The 18,334-nt window shown below is 32.5% G+C and carries 11 protein-coding genes; 4 read left to right on the top strand and 7 right to left on the bottom strand.

The annotated features are described in order from the left end of the window. Window positions 1-12 precede the first annotated feature (12 nt). The 5 genes from IW18_RS16800 to IW18_RS16780 form a co-directional block, all read right to left on the bottom strand. Window positions 13-693, bottom strand: a complete 681-nt coding sequence (locus tag IW18_RS16800) for an HNH endonuclease family protein (RefSeq protein WP_041519066.1) — start codon at window positions 691-693, stop codon at window positions 13-15. After that, a complete protein-coding gene (locus tag IW18_RS16795; protein WP_041519065.1) occupies window positions 693-2,141 on the bottom strand; it encodes an AAA family ATPase in 1,449 nt (482 codons plus the stop codon). Before IW18_RS16795 ends, IW18_RS16800 begins: the two co-directional genes overlap by 1 nt. Further along, a complete protein-coding gene (locus tag IW18_RS22735; RefSeq protein WP_160113207.1) occupies window positions 2,138-3,490 on the bottom strand; it encodes a restriction endonuclease subunit S in 1,353 nt (450 codons plus the stop codon). The genes IW18_RS16795 and IW18_RS22735 overlap by 4 nt, the downstream gene beginning before the upstream one ends. 5 nt (window positions 3,491-3,495) lie before the next feature. Further along, window positions 3,496-5,763: an N-6 DNA methylase gene (locus IW18_RS16785; protein WP_052480207.1), complete on the bottom strand. Its 2,268-nt coding sequence runs from the start codon at window positions 5,761-5,763 to the stop codon at window positions 3,496-3,498. Between the two features lie 384 nt (window positions 5,764-6,147). Then, window positions 6,148-6,384 carry a hypothetical protein gene (locus tag IW18_RS16780; RefSeq protein WP_041519063.1) on the bottom strand — a complete coding sequence of 79 codons (237 nt, stop codon included), beginning with the start codon at window positions 6,382-6,384 and terminating at the stop codon, window positions 6,148-6,150. A 75-nt stretch (window positions 6,385-6,459) separates the two neighbouring features. Here IW18_RS16780 and IW18_RS23415 point away from each other — a divergent pair, with 75 nt between their 5' ends. The 4 genes from IW18_RS23415 (at window position 6,460) to IW18_RS16755 (ending at window position 14,370) form a co-directional block, all read left to right on the top strand. Further along, window positions 6,460-6,582: a hypothetical protein gene (locus tag IW18_RS23415; RefSeq protein ID WP_262488174.1), complete on the top strand. Its 123-nt coding sequence runs from the start codon at window positions 6,460-6,462 to the stop codon at window positions 6,580-6,582. A 2,014-nt stretch (window positions 6,583-8,596) separates the two neighbouring features. Next, entirely contained in the window at window positions 8,597-9,688 is a 1,092-nt protein-coding gene (locus tag IW18_RS16765) for an efflux RND transporter periplasmic adaptor subunit (RefSeq protein WP_041519058.1), read from the top strand. 50 nt (window positions 9,689-9,738) lie between these two features. Beyond that, entirely contained in the window at window positions 9,739-12,852 is a 3,114-nt protein-coding gene (locus tag IW18_RS16760; RefSeq protein ID WP_041519056.1) for an efflux RND transporter permease subunit, read from the top strand. A 9-nt stretch (window positions 12,853-12,861) separates the two neighbouring features. Further along, window positions 12,862-14,370: an efflux transporter outer membrane subunit gene (locus IW18_RS16755; protein WP_089081950.1), complete on the top strand. Its 1,509-nt coding sequence runs from the start codon at window positions 12,862-12,864 to the stop codon at window positions 14,368-14,370. Between the two features lie 100 nt (window positions 14,371-14,470). Here the strand turns inward: IW18_RS16755 and IW18_RS16750 are convergent, their stop codons facing one another. After that, the gene (locus IW18_RS16750; RefSeq protein WP_052480206.1) at window positions 14,471-16,396 is read right to left on the bottom strand and encodes a sialate O-acetylesterase; all 1,926 of its coding nucleotides are present in this window, start codon (window positions 16,394-16,396) and stop codon (window positions 14,471-14,473) included. 291 nt (window positions 16,397-16,687) lie between these two features. Further along, window positions 16,688-18,316, bottom strand: coding sequence for a GH35 family beta-galactosidase (locus IW18_RS16745; protein WP_041519054.1), 1,629 nt, complete (start codon window positions 18,314-18,316; stop codon window positions 16,688-16,690). Window positions 18,317-18,334: the final 18 nt, after the last annotated feature.

Genomic DNA, 18,334 nt, shown 5'->3' with positions numbered 1-18,334 from the left:
GTTGTTTAATTTTTATTTGATCTTTTTAATTTCGTTTAAGATCAAAGTGCAATATTGAGCTTTTCTGCCTTCACTATTTGGATTCGAATATTTTTTTAATAATGCTACTTTATTAATAGAATTTCTATTAAGGGATAATAAAATTTTTCTAAATTGATCCAAAACAATTCTTCTTTTATACATTAAATCTTCATGATTAAGATTTAATTCTTTTATATCAATATTAATATCATGATCACTAGAAATTAACTTTCCACCTTCATATCGTAAAAAAAGATCAAAACTATACCCACTATCTTGAGGTTTAATTGTTAACATTTTTTTCGGCGTTCTAGAAGAATCACAATGTCTATATTTTGGATTTACACTTTCACCGTTGCAAACTAACAACATATTAGAATGTAATATATCTGCCGCATTAATAGTCTTATAATTGGCATCTTTTTTACATAGGGATTGAGGATACCAATGTTCAATTTTTAAGTGATGTAAATTCTCTTCTGATAATAATTTATTACAGTATGCACATAAATAAAATTGCTCTTCTAGGAGTACTTTTTTGTAACTATTTTTTTCAGGGTTTACAAAATCTAAATAAGTTGTAGCTCTAAATTCACCACCTTCATCAATCCTTGCTTTTTTGAAAGAATCTAACGGAACTGGATCTGTCCCAAGTTTTATGATTTTTTCCATTAAAAGTCTTTTAAAAAATCAATCTTTGTTTGTAATCTAATTATTTCAGAATCATCTGAAGACAATAACTCTTTCAATTTATTAAAATTTTTCAGACCTTTTTCATAATCAACATCCAACAAACCATCAACTTCATTAATCTTTTTTTCTGCCCATTCTGGCCTAATTTCCCCACCCATAATTTCTCTTATCACATCATTGACATCTCTTCCGTAATATTTAGATTTATGCTGATGTAACTTCCCTTCAGCAAAATGATATAGACTACCAAATGAATTATCTAAACTACTTATAAACGAAGGGTTATGAGTAGTCAAAATTGCAAACGAATTCTGAAAATATGGTTTAATAAAAGGTATGAATTCACGTTGCCATTTAGGATGAAGAAAAACATCAGGCTCATCATATAGAAATAATTTATTTTCTTGATCTTTCCATAAAGCGCTTAAACCACTTGTAACAATAAATTGTCGTTGCCCTTCACTTAATCTTTCAGAATCTATTTCTGTGCCATCAGTCTTCTTTAATGTTATTGAAATATTTTCTAAAAGACCATTATAAAATAAGGTATCGAGAACCATAAAAGCATAGTCACTATCTTCTGAATCTGAAAATAAATTTACAAGATCTAAGATTCCATAATAAGTATAAAATATAGTGTCTTTCTTCTCATTGTCAACTTTACTCGCAGTAGCATTAAGCTTATGTACAAATTGTTCTACAAAATTTGAGTTTATTCCCCATAGTGTATCTTTATCACTTTTTGCCCAAATTGGTTTTTTTATTGTTATAATAGTGTCAATACCTCCCATATCAACTTCTCCCAATAACTTTAATAATAATTTTTTAATTTCATTATTTTTACCAGCATTTACCAAAAGTGAAAGCAAAATTAATCCTAAATAAATATCTTTTACATAATAAAAAGGTCTTTCCTTCGGCAAATTTAATGGATTTAAAGTGTACGGATTCCCTTTTTTAATGAGGTCATCAATAAATTTATTTTCAAAATGTTCACTTAACGCTTGTAAAAATTTAGCCTCTCCAGCATAGTAAACCCCAATCCTCGACGGAAGAAAGTTACTAAACCCTCCAAATTCTTTTTCAATTTGGGATATCGACATTTCGTTGCCATTAATTCTTATTACTGGTTTGAAAGTGTTCGTTTTTTGACTAATATAAATACTTTTGAGATAGATTTCATATACCTTCGATTTATATGTTGAAGTAAATTCAATTTCATAACCATCAATAAATTCCGCAGTTTTATCATCTAAAACAAAATATTTGTGTAAATGGCCAAAAATATAAGCTATTACTTCGAGGAGGGTAGATTTACCACTACCATTATCACCAATAATGACTGCTAAGTCTTTATTATGTTCAAAAACGATTTTAAAATCTTTTAGGATTAAAAAATCTGGTATATACACACTTTTTATTTTCATATTTGATAAAAAATTGCTTGTTCAAATTCCTCTGTAGCTTGATTTATTAAACTTTGGATAATATTTTTATTATTTAAAATCTCAGTTTCTTTCTGGTTTACTAATTCCATAATTATTTTCTGTTCCGTAAAATTTGGAAAAGGAATTTTAATTTCTTTTAATTCACTTTCCGTAATTGCTGGATATAAGCCACCAGTCATTCTATTTCTTAATTGCTCAACTCCATAAGAACATCTTAAAAATTGTAATAGAAAAGGTAAATAATAGTCATCAGATTTACTAATTACAGAAAAACCAGAAGAACAAACATTATCATTATTTTCTTTTGTTACAATTGCAAATTTTTTTAAATAAGGTCGGGTTGTCCCTATGATTAAATCTCCTGTTTTAACGAATTGTGTAGCCCTACTAGGTGCTTTAGAAACTTTAACATCTTTAATCTCAGTTATTCCTTTAATTGCGTCGATAGCTCCAATCTCAATATATTTAAAAGATTCATACTGATAAGCTTTTTTATTAAATGAACGTTTTTCAAAACTATATTTCTCTCCAATTTTAATTAAAGGATATTTACTTTTTTTAAGCTGAATATTAACGCCATAATCCCCCGAAAAATAATCCCATCTTTCCACATCTTTAAAATCAATTAGTAACAAGCCTTTTGTTTCCAAGCGCTCATTTAGTTGGTTCAAATCAAGTTGCTCTAAAAAATACTTTTCAATTTCTTGATCTAAATCTTCTGCTTGCTTTTCTAAATCTTCTGCTAGCTTAATTTTATCCTGATAATTATTTACAATTTTTTGTTGCTCTATAGTAGAAGGAAGTGGGATAAATTGATTCAAAAATATCTCAACATTAATCCGCTGTCTATTGGTTGTCCCACTACTACAACTTTGAGCAAAATTAATAAATGCTTGTGTTGTCGTAATTAACAATAAAAAATGAGGATTTATTCTTGACGAATCAATATTAAATATTGGAAAATCATTAGTTACAATAGCTCCATCTAAATTATCGGGTATTATACCAAAAGCCCCATTTCTAGCATCTATTTTAGAAAGTATAAATTGCCCTTTCTTTACTTTAAACTGCTTTTTTGTGCCTATATTAACACCTTTCTCAATATCCCTCAATATAACGCCATTGTTATTAATCTTGACAGTTATACGTTTATAGTCTATATTATCTTCAATTGAAATAGTATCACGACTTTTTAGAAGAAAATCACCAATTTTTGCTAGTTCAAATTTATTTGTGTAATTAAAATTTGAATGAAGTAATCCTTGAACACTCCATTCACTGAGTTTAACAAAATCAATGAAATGCAAGTATAAATTACTATTACTCATCATCACTAATTATAAAAAATTTCAGGTTCAGCTAGCATATCAATATTTTCGGCAATCGGAATACGATAGATTATCTCATCAATTACCTTGTATGTTATATCTGTGAACTTTGTACTCCATAATTTATTATCGTTGCGGTATAGCTTAAATTCTTCTGCCAGTGGTTGTAACTCATTTTCAATTTTAGCTCCCGTACTGCTAATACCAGCTTTTTCAACTTGGGCAATTGGTATTTTGTAATTAAAACTTTCTTTAATTGAAACTTTAATTTCATTTGCCATTTTCTCTTCTATATCTTTAACTTCTGCTTTCAATAACTCTTTCTGATCAGCTGTTCGAGCTTTATCCCCTTTTAAAGCAATTTTACTACTTAAATCTGTCAATTGTAGTTTGTATTTAGTTACAATTTTTTTTTCAACATTTTTAGTAATGTTTTGGTACTCTCTGGTTTCCTCTTCAGTAAACTTCCTAAAGAATAACAAACTTGGCTTTACTGTTGCCCCACTAGCAATAAACACATCTTGGGGAATTGAAATAATCAAAATAATCTTTGCTTTACTCTCCACAAAATCTCGTATCTTTTGCAAGTTAGCATTGTTTAAAACCCCTTCTGGCAAGACTATTCCCATTCTACCTCCCGGCTTTAACAAATTTAAGCACCTTTCGATGAATAAGACTTCAGTAAGTGAACTCATTGTCCCTGTTTTATATAAGCTTAAGAGTGATTTACCAATATTTTTGTTTACTTGCTCTAAGGCTTTATCATAAGCAGTACCATAACGTTCCTTGTATTTTTCAATACGTTCAGTATCAGAATATTTGTCAGCTTCAGTAATTTTCAATGATTTTTCTACACGTGCTCCAAAAGGTGGATTCGTCAATATCACATCAAAACGGTTTTCAAATATTCCGTTAACATTCAATAGACCATCGTTATGATGTACACCACCGTGACCATCTCCATGCATAATCATATTCATTTTAGCTGTACGACTCATACGTGGATTTGCATCTGTACCAAATATACAATCGTAACTTAATACACGTAATCTACTTTTAGAATTATTTATGTCTAATTCGGCATTGAGTTTTGAAAATAAATCACTGACCTTATCATCAATACTAAGCTTAATTTTTTCAGATGCTTTTTCATATTCTTCGGTATAGTATTGTTTTTTAATCTCCTCTTTAGCTAAATGAATTTCGACTTCAATTTTAGCTCGAACAAATTCAAAAGCTTTGATTAAAAACCCTCCAGATCCACAACAAGGGTCACAAACCGTTTCTCCCTCTTGTGGATCTAAAACATCTACCATGAAATCCACTATCGTGCGAGGGGTAAAAAACTGTCCTAATTCTCCTCTGAATGTTCTCCCTAAGAACTGTTCAAAGGCAATTCCTTTAACATCATCAGAAGTTGTGGAAAGATTGTAGATTTCTAATTCTTTTATTATAGCTTCAAAGCTATTTTCTCTGATTCTTAGTATTTCAGATGGTTCGAATAAATCATCATCTTTAAAGTCTTCTTTGGTTTGTTCGAACAAAAATTGATAAAAGTCTTTTCTATCTTTTGGCCTGTCTTTTTCGGAATTTGCTTTCTCTTGTTTAAAGGCTTTTTCTGAAAATATTTGATTTTCAGAATTGGCTCTTTCATATCTAATTTTGATGAATAGGATTTTTGAAATTTCGTCAAAAGCAGCTTCCGGAGATAATTTGTCATTATTACGAATGATGTTATGACATTTAAAAAGTAGTTTTGAAAACTCATCTCGTGTAAAAGCTTTGGTTTGGTTCAATAACTTTTCAATTTCTTTATCGCTCTTTATCTCTTTAGCAGATGGTATATTAACGATTTCCTCTAGACACCTAGAAATGTTTCCTTTTACAACTTTAAAGATTCTTGTTTCTTTTTGATTTGTCATTACAAAGAATTCTGCTCCAGCCCAAGAAGCATAATTATATCCTTGAAAATAATCGTCTTCATGCACCGTAATATGGTCAGCTTTGCACCCTACAACTATCACAGCATTTTTCCCAGCTAACTTATCTTCTTCATTTTTCCAAATGACAACATCAGCTACAGCACGTCCCTGTCCACGTTGCCCATTGGTAACCTGCACTTCTTGTGCCATTTGCTCTATTGAAAACCCGTAATTATTTACTAAACGACAAATGTATTCTTGACGAACTTTTTCTTCTGGCTTTAAAACCAACCATTGGTCTTTAAGTGGTGCATATATTTTGTTGTCTTTTATTTGGACTTCTAGTTTCATACAAAACGTTTTTTTGCAATCATTTATTTTAGAGCATTTTTTTAATTTCTCCTACACAATTCATTAATTCTTTTTTCTAATATAAAATAACTATTTTTATATTAGAATTTCTAATTAGTTATGAAGTTATTTTTAGACGTTAAAAAATTATTGGAACAATTTACAAACATACGAAAAAGCAAACGGAAGTAAATTAGAGGAAAACTTAAAAGCGAGAATTATTATTAACAAACTAAAGGTTAATATTCCTTAAATAATTCATTTAAAATTTTCAAATCCTTTAGTAAATAGTTCGAATTCTGAATAATGGTAAGAACAATTGAATTTGTATTAAGTAGAGAAGATGGATCAACAATTTATACAGATCAATACCTTCAACTATATTTAAATATTCTTCCAATTTTTTAGCGCAATTATATCCGACATTGGTAATCTTTCAATAATAAATCTTACTCTCCAAAATTCATCTTTTGTTATAATTTTATTAGCGAAAAGAGCTAATGTTTCTCCAAGAAGTTTAGCTTTAGAACCAGTTTCTAATTTATCAATAATAGCAATTAATTTTTCACCTACTTCTGATTGATATTCGCTGTCTTCTAAATCTTCAATATTTTTTTTCAATTACTTTCTGACAAAATAGATGATTCTTTAAGGAAAAACATCATTTTATTTAGAAACCTTTAATCATTTACAACAATGCCAGTTTTACAAATTCCAATTAAAGAACCAACAATTGGTAGATCTTTAAGCACACCTTTTTCTAGTATTGAATCAATTAATATTTCTGCAAGAGTTAAAGATGAGGCATCTTTCGGTTAAGCACAAATTTTCCAAATACAAAACCATCTTTAAATTCAGCCTTAATAATTTCACAACAAGGATTATTATTTGTTGTATCATAATGACATTTTTAATATCTTTACTGATATTAAAGTACATTGACTGACTGCAATTAAATTGATCAAGGCTACAAAGGGCTACAAGGTAAGTCATTATAAATGAGACCTATTCGGCTACCCTTTTTGGAAGAGTACTTGAGAACACCAATAAAATCAACGAATTAAGGAATAGGCATGTAATCCTGCCACCCGCTTACCTTTCTCTGAATCTATAAGGTCACTACATGCTAAAATAATCCTTTGCTTTTTTATTAAACGAAGCTACCAAAATTCAGCAAGATTAATTAATTGGAAATATATTTTTTTATATAAACTTTTAAGATGTACATGCAATAATACTATAAAAATCTTCAATAAACTGGTTAGATATTTGAATGCTTCCCGCTCGGAAATATCTCTCGTAATTATGATTATAATGTAAAAACAAGTATTTTATATGTAATTTAAGGATATGTATCTTTTTAGTAACTGCGGGAACAGGACTCGAACCATAACTTTAAAGTTGTTTAAAATCTTTAAATAAACATATTACAGATAATTGTCAACAATCCGAAATTTGTACATAAATAAAACATATGTTTTATATGTATGTATGTTTTTCCAAAAGCGATCAAGCTTATTGGCACTTCTTCCAAAAAAGAAGCTTTAAAAGTAAACCACCACGAATCAATAACAAAACGAACAATTTTTTTTTCAAACTCTAATAATCACATCACCATTTTCTTGAAATTTCCCAGCTATTTCTCGATTTTTTTTCCTACATTTACAGAGGTTAAAATAACCTAAGAATTTTAAGAGTGCCCTATTAGTACCCTGCATTTTTTGACATAATATGACACCCAGTGTTTACTGGTGCTTTCGATACAGGTGGCGGAGCCTCTTTCTCCGCAGAACTCGAAACCCTTAACTTTTGTTGAGGGTTTCGTCATTTTATACCTCAAAGGTTTTTCTACACTACTTTCAAATATAAAACGTCAAGCTCAAAAATGAATGTCATATGCCAAAACAAAGCAAGTTCAATTAGAGCGAACCTACATCACTTATGCAGATCTAATTTCTAATTACACAGAACTCTCCAGAACAATTATACTTCTAAATTAGATTTTTCTCTGAATAAGAACTAATACTATAAAACAGGTCTCGTTTATCAAATTTTAAAAAACACTTCTAATGCTTTTTACAAATCAATCTACTAATAATCGCTTTCGAAACCTTTTTTTAAAGAAAATTTAAGATTCAATAATTTCTCAATTACTATATTTGGCGCGTTATCAATAATTACAAGTTTTGTTTTTATGATAACCTATTTAATCCTGCTGTACTGTAAATGAAACCTACCAAGTTCATATATATCCTTTTACTATCGCTGCTTTCTTTTTTTAAAGGCACCGAAACATATCAGCAACCTTTACATTTTAGCAGTTGCATTGTTCTAGATAGCGTTGCAGCTGACGATTTACTAGTTCATTCTTCAGATTTTTCTTCCTCTAAAAATTTAGAGATACATTACAAAATCAAAAAGAAAATAAAAGCCAGAGCGACTACTTTAGAACAAAGTACAATCAAAGCTCCGTATTTTAGCAACTTAATAAACTTCAAGCTTTATAAAAAAAGCTTAATATATGGTATAGCTTCGCTATACCAGGTTCAAAGGCACACTTACTTGCATTTGTACCAACTTTTCTAGATTACAATTTTTTGCTGTTTTTATTATTTTCAGATAATCTCTGAGAAAACTTTCATGTGCCCTATACTACATGAATTGACCTTGTCATAAAAACATCTTCTAAAACGGTACTTCACTCAAAATGAATTATCCGAATGCATTATTATTTTTTATTCTGATTGTTATCAGAAACAAAATCCAAACTCAAACTCCCAGTATTCAATATTTAGGGAGCAAATCTATTTATTCAAAATTTTAAAACCTCATTATGAATATTCATAAAAATAAATTCCTATTATTCGCTTTATCCCTATTCGTTTTAGTCTCGTGTGGCGATAAATCCAAAAAGGATTCCCACAATATAAAAACACTTCCCGTTTATAAAGTTACTTTAAAAGACACCATAGTTTCGAGCAAATTTGTTGCTGATGTTCACGCTAAAAACAATGTAGAAATTCATGTTAGAATTCCCGGATTACTTGAAAAAGTTTATGTAAGCGAAGGACAGAAAGTAAAAAAAGGCCAAATCTTATTTAAAATAAGCGATGTAGAACTTCAAATTCAACTTTTAAAAGCCGAAGCTGTTTACAAAAGCGCAAAAGCCGACTTAAGAATCACAACTGTAGAATTGGAACAGGCTCAAACTCTTTTTAATAAAAAAGTAATTGCAGATAAAGAATTAGAATTATCTAAAGCAAAAAATGATGCTGCTTCTGCAAAATTAGCTCACGCTGCCGCTGAAAGAAAAGCAATCAACCAACAAATTAGTTTTACCACAATCCGCGCACCATTTGACGGAACTGTAGACAGAATTCCGTTTAAAGAAGGAAGTTTAGTAGAAAATGGGTCGTTACTAACAACCGTTTCTCAACTAGACGACGTTTATGCTTATTTCTCGATTCCAGAGAATACTTATTTCCAAATGATGGAAGACAAAACCTTAAATAATCAAGGCGATATTAAACTGGTTTTACCCAACGGAATGGTGTACGATCAAAAAGGTGAACTAAGAACTGCCGATGGAGAAATTGACAGACAAACAGGCTCTATTCAATACAAAGCAAAATTTCACAATCCGCAAGGGTTTATAAAACATGGAACTTCTGGAAAACTAATTATTTCAGAACCTAAAATCAATGCGATTTTAATTCCTCAGAAAGCTGTTTTTTCTATTCAGGATAAACAATATGTATTTCTGGTAAAAAAAGATGGAGTAGTTAAAATGACCAATATTACAATTGAAAGTACTCTTGATGATGTTTATATTTTAAACGATGGTCTAAAAAACGATGACCTAATTGTACAGGAAGGTACACAATCATTGAGAGACGGCGACAAAATCAACATCAAACAGATATAGGTTTTAAACTTGTAAAACAGTTATTTAATTATTGATCTAAAAAAATTATAATGATAGAGTTATTTATCAAAAGAAAAATATTGTCATTAATCATTTCGGTTATGATAGTTCTTTTGGGATTACTGGCATTGTTCCAGCTTCCCATAACCCAATTTCCAGATATTGTTCCGCCATCTGTAACTGTTACAGCCAAATATACAGGAGCCAACGCAGAGGTTTCCGCCAACGCCGTCGCGCTCCCGTTAGAAAGAGCCATAAATGGTGTTCCTGGAATGACATACATGTCAACCGTAACTTCAAATGATGGTTTAACCTTAATTCAGGTTTTCTTTGAAGTTGGAACCGATCCTGATTTGGCTGCTGTTAACGTACAAAACCGTGTAACAACAATACTTGACGAACTTCCTGAAGAGGTAATTCGTGCCGGTGTAACTACTGAAAAAGAGGTTAACAGTATGTTGATGTACCTCAACGTTACGAGTACAGATAAAATTCAGGACGAACAGTTTATTTTCAATTTTACTGATATTAATATTCTTCAGGAATTAAAGCGTATTGATGGTGTAGGTCGTGCCGAAATTATGGGACAAAAAGAGTACTCGATGCGAGTATGGCTTGACCCTCAAAAAATGCTTTCGTACAACATCGCAGCAAACGAAGTAATTAGTTCGTTGCAAAAACAAAACATTTCTGCCGCGCCGGGTAAAGTTGGTGAAGGTTCCGGACAACTGGACAGCCAATTACAATATGTAATAAAATATGGCGGGAAATTTTTTGAACCTAAACAATATGAAGAAATACCAATTAGAGCCAATTCTGATGGTACAATTCTGAAATTGAAAGATATCTCAAAAATAGAATTGGGAGCTATGAGTTACGGAATGGTTTCGAAGACTGATGGAAAACCTTCGGCTTCAATCATGCTAAAACAAAGACCAGGCTCGAATGCTTCTGAAGTAATTGCGAGCGTAAAAGAAAAAATGGCGGAATTAAAAGGAACGTCTTTTCCTCCTGGAATGAACTACAATATTGCTTATGATGTTTCTCGTTTTCTTGATGCATCGATAGACGAGGTTTTAAAAACACTTATTGAAGCTTTTCTTCTTGTAGCTTTTGTTGTTTTTATATTCCTGCAAGATTGGCGTTCTACACTTATTCCTGTATTGGCAGTACCCGTAGCTTTAATTGGCTCGTTTACTTTCATGTCGATGATGGGTTTCTCTATAAACCTGTTGACTCTTTTTGCCTTGGTATTATCGATTGGAATTGTCGTCGACAATGCCATTGTAGTAGTCGAGGCTGTACACGTTAAAATTACCGAAGAACACCTCGATCCTCTACCCGCGACTATAAGTGCGATGAAAGAAATCACAGGTGCTGTAATTGCAATTACAATTGTAATGGCTGCTGTGTTTATACCTGTTGCTTTCCTTAGCGGTCCTGTTGGGGTTTTCTATAGGCAATTCTCACTAACAATGGCAATTAGTATTGTAATTTCTGGTATTAATGCACTTACTCTTACTCCTGCTCTATGTGCTATTATGCTAAGACCACACGATCCTAACAAAAAGAAAACGTCACTTTTAGATCGTTTCTTTAATGGATTTAATAGATGGTTTGATAATATCACGTCAAAATATATTAGAGTTCTTTCAAAATTTGCTGATCGCAGTTCTATTACGGTTGGTCTTTTAGTTTTATTCTGTATTCTTACTTGGGGAACGTCTCGATTTTTACCATCAGGATTTATTCCGTCAGAAGATCAGGGAATGGTATATGTTAGTGTTACAACGCCACAAGGTGCAACTGTAGAGCGAACAGAAAAAGTGCTTGACGAGGTTACTCGCATTGCAAAACAAATTGAAGGCGTTGATAATGTTACGACACTTGCAGGTTATAGTATTGTAACTGAAATTGCTGGAGCTTCGTATGGAATGGGAATGATTAACTTGAAGGATTGGAGCGACAGAAACATATCTGTTAATGAATTCATTACACAATTAACTCAGAAAACAAAAGGTATTTCGGATGCTCAGATCGAAATTTTTGCGCCACCAACTGTTCCTGGATTTGGTAATACTAGTGGTTTTGAATTGCGTCTTCTTGATAAATCAGGAGGGCCAATTAGTAACACTGATGAAGTTACCAAAAACTTTATTAAAGAGTTAAATGCTTCACCTGAAATACAAAATTCGTTTACCAGTTTCGATGCTACTTTCCCTCAGTATTTAATACATATTGATTATGATCTCGCTGCCAAAAAAGGAGTTTCTGTAGATAATGCAATGTCTACTCTACAAACGATGTTGGGATCTTTTTATGCTACAAACTTTATTCGTTTTTCTCAAATGTATAAAGTAATGGTACAAGCGGGACCTCAGTTTAGAAAAAATCCCGAAAGTATTTTGGATATGTATCTTAAAAATGATGCGGGCGAAATGGTTCCGTTTTCGACATTTGTAAAATTAGAACGTGTTTATGGCCCAGAAGTTCTTACACGTTATAATATGTATATGTCCGCGATGATTAACGGAGAACCTGCTGCCGGTTACAGTTCCGGAGAAGCAATTGCAGCTGTAGAGAAACTCGCAGCCGAAAAACTCCCTCAAAAGTTTGAGCTTGAATGGTCTGGTATGACACGTGAGGAAATCCTCTCGGGAAATCAAACGATTTACATTTTTGCTTTATGTTTATTGTTTGTTTACTTATTGCTTGCGGCTCAGTATGAAAGTTTACTACTACCCTTTCCGGTACTTCTGTCGCTTCCTGTGGGTGTTTTTGGTTCTTATCTTGCACTTCTCGCTGTTGGGTTAGACAATAACATTTATGCTCAGGTTGCCTTAGTCATGCTTATAGGACTGCTGGCCAAAAACGCCATTTTGATTGTGGAATTTGCTATGGCTCAAAATAAGTTAGGTCAAGACATTACCGAAGCCGCAATCGAGGGCGCAAGACTTCGTTTTAGACCTATTTTAATGACTTCATTTGCTTTTATATCAGGACTTATTCCTTTGTGTATTGCTTCTGGAGCCGGTGCAATTGGTAACAGATCTATTGGTACTGCGGCTGCTGGAGGAATGTTGATAGGTACCATTTTTGGACTTGTAATTATTCCTGGTCTTTACATCCTTTTTGCAAAACTTGAAGAAGCAATGAAAAAATAAATTTAAACAATGAAAAATTCAATATATAAATCTCATCAAATCGTAAATTCTTTATGGCATTTTATGAGAAACAACTCAACTTCTATTTTAATAATAGCATTTGTGGTTGTATTAACAGCTTGTTCTGCCCCAAAGATGGCAGAACAGCAAAAAGCTAAAACATTGCCCGAAAATTTTGATGCTAAGCGAAAAAATTCAACTGAAAATCTTGAGGCTTTTATTCCTTTAAAAACAAAAAACTATTTTAAAGATCCTCAATTAGAAAAATTATTAGACAAAGCTATTGCTCAAAATCCTGACTATTTAATCATGCAGGAAAGAATTGCAATTGCCAATTCTCATCTTAAAGTAGCAAAACTTGCTTTATTGCCCTCTTTTGAAATTGTGGCAGATGCATCTGGAACTCATTATGGTAAATATACTATGGATGGTGTTGGAAACTTTGACACAAATTTGTCTCAAAACATACAAGACAATCAAAGAATTAATACTGATGTAACTCCAAATTTGTTTCTTGCTGGAAAAGTATCTTGGGAAGCTGATATATGGGGGAAATTAAGCAATCGAAAAAAAGCGGCGCGCGAACGTTTTTTTGCTTCGCAAGAAGGAATGAGATTGTTACAAACCAGATTGCTTAGTGATATTGCATCGCTTTATTACAAACTTATTGCACTGGACAATCAAGCGCTTATTTATAAAAAAAATCTAGTTACGCAGCAGCGCGCTCTTGATATTATTTCGGCGCAAAGATCTGTTGGAAAAGCTACTGAATTAGCTGTACAGCAATTTAATGCGCAAAACAATAACATTCTTGCCGAAGCGAAGCAATTGGATTTGAGTATTGATCAAACTGAAAAAGCTTTACTGAATCTTTTGGGTGAATATGGCGGAAAAATCGAAAGAAGTTCAACCTTTTTATCTGGACATCTTGAAGTTTTAAATCAAAAAATAAGTGTGGATTCTATCATTCATAAAAGACCTGATGTATCTGAGGCTTATTTTGAATTAGCTGCCACGCATGCCGATGCTAAGGCTGCACGTGCTGCTTTTTTCCCAACTTTAAATCTTGGTGCTTATGGCGGACTTAACTCTTTTTCGTTCTCTACATTTTTTAATAGCGAATCTCTTGCTTGGCAATTGCTTGGCGGGCTTTCGGCTCCAATATTTAACAAAGGTCAAATTAAACAGGAGTTTTTTATTGCAAATAAGAAACAACAAATTTCTTTTCTTCAATATCAAAATACGGTCACTATAGCGTATAATGAGTTAAGTGCATTGTTGCACAGAACTGAAGCTTTTCAGGATGTTTTGGCTTATAAATCGAAAGAGATTGAGCATCTTGAAATTGCTGTGAATGTTTCGAATGATTTGTATTTGAGTGGATATGCCAATTATCTTGAAATAATTAGTGCACAAAAAAACAAGCTTCAGGCTGAATTGGATTTTGTTGACATTCAATTAAAAAATGCCGATTCGCAGGTTTTATTGTATAAAGCTTTGGGAGGAGGAATAAATTAATTTTTGAAATAAGTTTTTTATTTCGAAATCTAAACTCTAATTAAAAAGGGGAAATCTCAAACTGATGAGATTTCCCCTTTCTTTATTTATAAAACCTCAACTATTTTTTCTTACTTAAATCGGATTCAAAAGGCGATGCTGGTAAGTTTTCTTTGTTATATAAATTAGCTTCTACAGGATTATCTGCCCAAGCATATCTCACTTTTGACGGATTGCTTATCGTGTCATTCCAAACTACAATTTTATCCCCTTCAATTGTTGCATTTGCCCAAACAAACTTACCGTCATTATTGGCAATTGCAAAACCTTTTAAAGAGGTATTATCTTTCGCTAACAAACCAGATCCTGTATCAGTAAAACTCAAAATTAGCTTGTTTCCTTTTTGCTCCATTGCTTTAAAAAGTGGTCCTGAAGCAACTAAATCCTTCTCGCCATATACTTTTTTTCTAGCTTGCAATGAAAGTCTTTTACCTACATCATATTTATTTAACGGGTGAATATCGTTCCATTCTCCAAGATCGATTGTTACCGCTAATCCTGTATTTGGTATCGCCAATGTGTTTAATTGTTGTTGCCTTAACGCTGCCCAATTACTTTCGACAGGTTCTGTTTTAGGATCCATAAAATTGGTAAGTTGTACTACTAAAAATGGCAATTTAGGTTGTTGCCATTGTGTTCTCCAATTTGTAATTAAGGTTTCCATTAACGAAAAATATTCTGATGGCTTTTTGGTGCTTGATTCTCCCTGATACCAAAGCACGCCTTTTATCGAATAGTTTTTTAAAGGCGCAATCATAGCATTATAAAGTCCTACGGGTTTCCATCGCACAAAAGTTTGTCCGGGCAAAGGCAACATTTTTGCGCCTAATTCATATTTCCATGAACCTTTTAAATCTAATGTGTCTTTTCCTAAAACAAGTTCGTAAGGTTTGTCTAAAACAAAACCTCCTTTTCCCGAATTATTGATAATACGAACTGCAATTTCATTTTTGCCTTCTTTTAAAATATTGGCATTAAACGAATATATTCTTGGCGGATATTGATATGAAGTTGTCCCCACAAATTGCCCATTTACATAAACTGAATCTGCGTCGACGATACGTCCTAAAATAAGTTTTGCTGTATTCTCTTTTACTTTAGGAATCGAAAATTCTTTTCTGAACCAAACGACTCCGTTTACATTTCCTAGCTGATTATCTGCCCAATATCCCGGAACATTCATTGTTTTCCAATTGATGTCATTAAATTCTGGGTTCGACCAATTGTTCTTTAATCCAAGATCTGTATTGTTCGCCAATTTGTACCAATCGTTACTTACTTTTTTATCGTTTTGGTCGATTTGAACTTCTAGTTTTCCATCTTTATACTTCAAATATTCCTGATAATAATCCGGAAATTTCTTTACACTTTTCTCGCTAATCCAAGATTCGGCCGGAGAACCTCCCAAAGCCGAATTGATTAAACCGATCGGGATTTTATACTTTTCATAAATTTCTAAAGCAAAAAAATAGGCAACGCCAGAAAATTGCAAAACACTTACAGGATTTGCCGAAACCCATTCTCCCGAAGTAAAATCCTCTTTTTCATTGGTGAAATAATATTGATCAGGAACTAAAAATTGTCTGATGTTTGGGTTTTCCGCTTTAGCGATTACTTCTTTGTATTTATCTTTTAATCGATCCATCGGGAGTTCCATATTTGATTGTCCGGAACAAACCCAAACGTCTCCAAAAAGAATATTTTTTAGTACAATTGTACTATTTCCTTTTAATGTCATTTCATACGGGCCACCAGCTTTTTGAGACGGAAGAACAATTGTCCATTTTCCTTCTGCGTTCGTTTCGGCTTTGTATGTTTTATGATTAAAATCAAGCTGAATTTTTTCTTTTGGCGAAGCCCAACCCCAAATTTTCACTTTGGTATCGCGTTGCAAAATCATTCCATCGCTAATAAGTCTTGGCAATTTTATCTGTGCATTTACTGCGAAACTTAAAAGTATCGTAAGTAATAGTATTATTTTTTTCATTTGCTTCTCTTTTACTTTTTTGGTAAACCCGACAGGTTTTATCCCGAGGCTTCGGGACTGTCGGGTTTGTTATGAAGTGAATTTTATGCTTTTGCCACAGATTAAAAGATTTACACAGATTTATTTTAAATCATTTTAATCACTTAATCTGTGGCGTTTTTTTTTCTCGCAGATTTGGCAGATTTAGCAGATTCCTTTTTCTTCAATAAAATATAATTCGTGCTCATTCGTGTAATTCGTGGCGAATAAAAATCATACCTAACTGGTTTTGGAAACCTGTTAGGATTGACCTTATTCGTAAGTATATAATTTTACTTTTTGAATTTCGTAATCACCTACCGAAATTCTAATATGTCTGCCTTGATGGGTTTGATCTCCATTAAAATGTCGGACAGTTTTCCAGATTCCGTTTTCAAAATTTCCCTGATCGGTTTTTAAAATTCCGACATTTAGGCTGGTATTTTTTAAAGGTTTAAAAGTGACTACAATTCCTGAGCCTGCTATATAAAATTCGTCTTTTCCTATTTCAATAATAATTGCACTCGACGTTGGCCAAGTTTCTTCTTTTGCACCGTCTGACCAATTTAAGGTGTAATCGTGTTTAAAGGTAAATTCGTAATTAGCCATTTGAACTATTTGCAATTTATTTTCTTTATCTAATAAAACTCCATCAATTTTCCCCTGTCCTTTATTGGCTTCAATAATGGGCGTCAGTTGTTTTACTAAATCATATATTTTGCCAAGCGGTTCTTTTTTAGCATCTGAAACTGACTCTATAGAAAATGGCGAAAAACCAATTGCCTCGTAATGTGCAATCGCATATAACCCTTTAAATGGTGCGCTGGCATCAAAGCGATGTTCTGGTATAAATAATGGATCGCCTTGACGGGTAAATAAATCGTTCCAATGCTTAAATAACGGATTGTAAAAATCCGGAGAGAGAAAATCTATTGAAGTTCCTGCTGCTTTCCAAACATCCATTACATGCGGTAACGGGCCCGCACTTGGGTATTCTCCCGGTTTTTTCTCGGCTGCATTTAAGGCTGCGTTTACAAACATTGGTATTGGGTAACTGTCTTTTCCGGCTTTGGCAACTTTATTGGTAAATTTTGCAAAATACCATGCCATAAAAATCTCATCGGTTGATAATCCTTTTCCAAAAATTTGTTCCCAATTTCCTGATGTTTTAAAACCATTTTTTTTCCATATTTCTAAAAACTCGGGAACTAATTGTTCTTTATTTTTCTTCAGATATTGTAACAATTCCTGAGGCACTTCTTTTTTGAAAGCGGCATTGGCTAACGGATGATAATCTCTGGCGGTGGGTAACATTCCTATTTCATTTTCGACCTGAACCATAATGACGGTTTGTTCTTTTTGATCAAAATCTTTTAGGTGCGCCATCAATTTTTGAAAAGCCTGTAAATCTGCCTGTAAATTATCTTCGCTAAAAGGCGTTAGAATTTCATGACTTTTATCTTTGTCGTCTTTAACTCTTGGATATTTTTTCTGATTTAATTTTACCCATTCCGGTGCATGACTTGACATACTGTTTTTCCAGGATCCAAACCACAGAAATACTAATTTGAGATTTTCTTTTCTGGCTTTCAGGATTAAATCATCAACTAAAGAAAAATCAAATTTACCTTCCTCCGCTTCTATTAATTCCCAATAAATGGGCGTTAAAACGGTGTTCAGATTCATATCGGTTAACTTTGACCAAATAGGTTCCATACTTTCCATGCTTGTTGCCGAAGAGTTTCCTAATTCGCCGCCAAGTATTATAAATGGTTTTCCGTTGACTATTAATTGTGTTTTGTTTCCTTTTTTCTGAAGGCTTGGTATTTTTTCCTGCGAATACCCAAACTGAGCTACTAATAGTATTAGTAAAAGAAATTTGTTCTTTCGAAAATTAAACATTCTTAATTATTTTAATAT

Origin of the sequence: Flavobacterium hibernum, assembly GCF_000832125.1 — a bacterium.
Taxonomy (GTDB): domain Bacteria; phylum Bacteroidota; class Bacteroidia; order Flavobacteriales; family Flavobacteriaceae; genus Flavobacterium; species Flavobacterium hibernum.
Note: the sequence above shows the minus strand (reverse complement) of the source record. Positions and strands in the feature narration are given on the sequence as shown.

What these genes read in the sequence shown, in the direction of transcription:
- IW18_RS16800 (WP_041519066.1), bottom strand. Translation starts at nt 693, where the DNA reads ATGGAAAAAATCATAAAACTTGGGACAGATCCAGTTCCGTTAGATTCT.
- IW18_RS16785 (WP_052480207.1), bottom strand. Translation starts at nt 5,763, where the DNA reads ATGAAACTAGAAGTCCAAATAAAAGACAACAAAATATATGCACCACTT.
- IW18_RS16765 (WP_041519058.1), top strand. Translation starts at nt 8,597, where the DNA reads ATGAATATTCATAAAAATAAATTCCTATTATTCGCTTTATCCCTATTC.
- IW18_RS22735 (WP_160113207.1), bottom strand. Translation starts at nt 3,490, where the DNA reads ATGAGTAATAGTAATTTATACTTGCATTTCATTGATTTTGTTAAACTC.
- IW18_RS16760 (WP_041519056.1), top strand. Translation starts at nt 9,739, where the DNA reads ATGATAGAGTTATTTATCAAAAGAAAAATATTGTCATTAATCATTTCG.
- IW18_RS16745 (WP_041519054.1), bottom strand. Translation starts at nt 18,316, where the DNA reads ATGTTTAATTTTCGAAAGAACAAATTTCTTTTACTAATACTATTAGTA.
- IW18_RS16795 (WP_041519065.1), bottom strand. Translation starts at nt 2,141, where the DNA reads ATGAAAATAAAAAGTGTGTATATACCAGATTTTTTAATCCTAAAAGAT.
- IW18_RS23415 (WP_262488174.1), top strand. Translation starts at nt 6,460, where the DNA reads ATGCCAGTTTTACAAATTCCAATTAAAGAACCAACAATTGGTAGATCT.
- IW18_RS16750 (WP_052480206.1), bottom strand. Translation starts at nt 16,396, where the DNA reads ATGAAAAAAATAATACTATTACTTACGATACTTTTAAGTTTCGCAGTA.
- IW18_RS16755 (WP_089081950.1), top strand. Translation starts at nt 12,862, where the DNA reads ATGAAAAATTCAATATATAAATCTCATCAAATCGTAAATTCTTTATGG.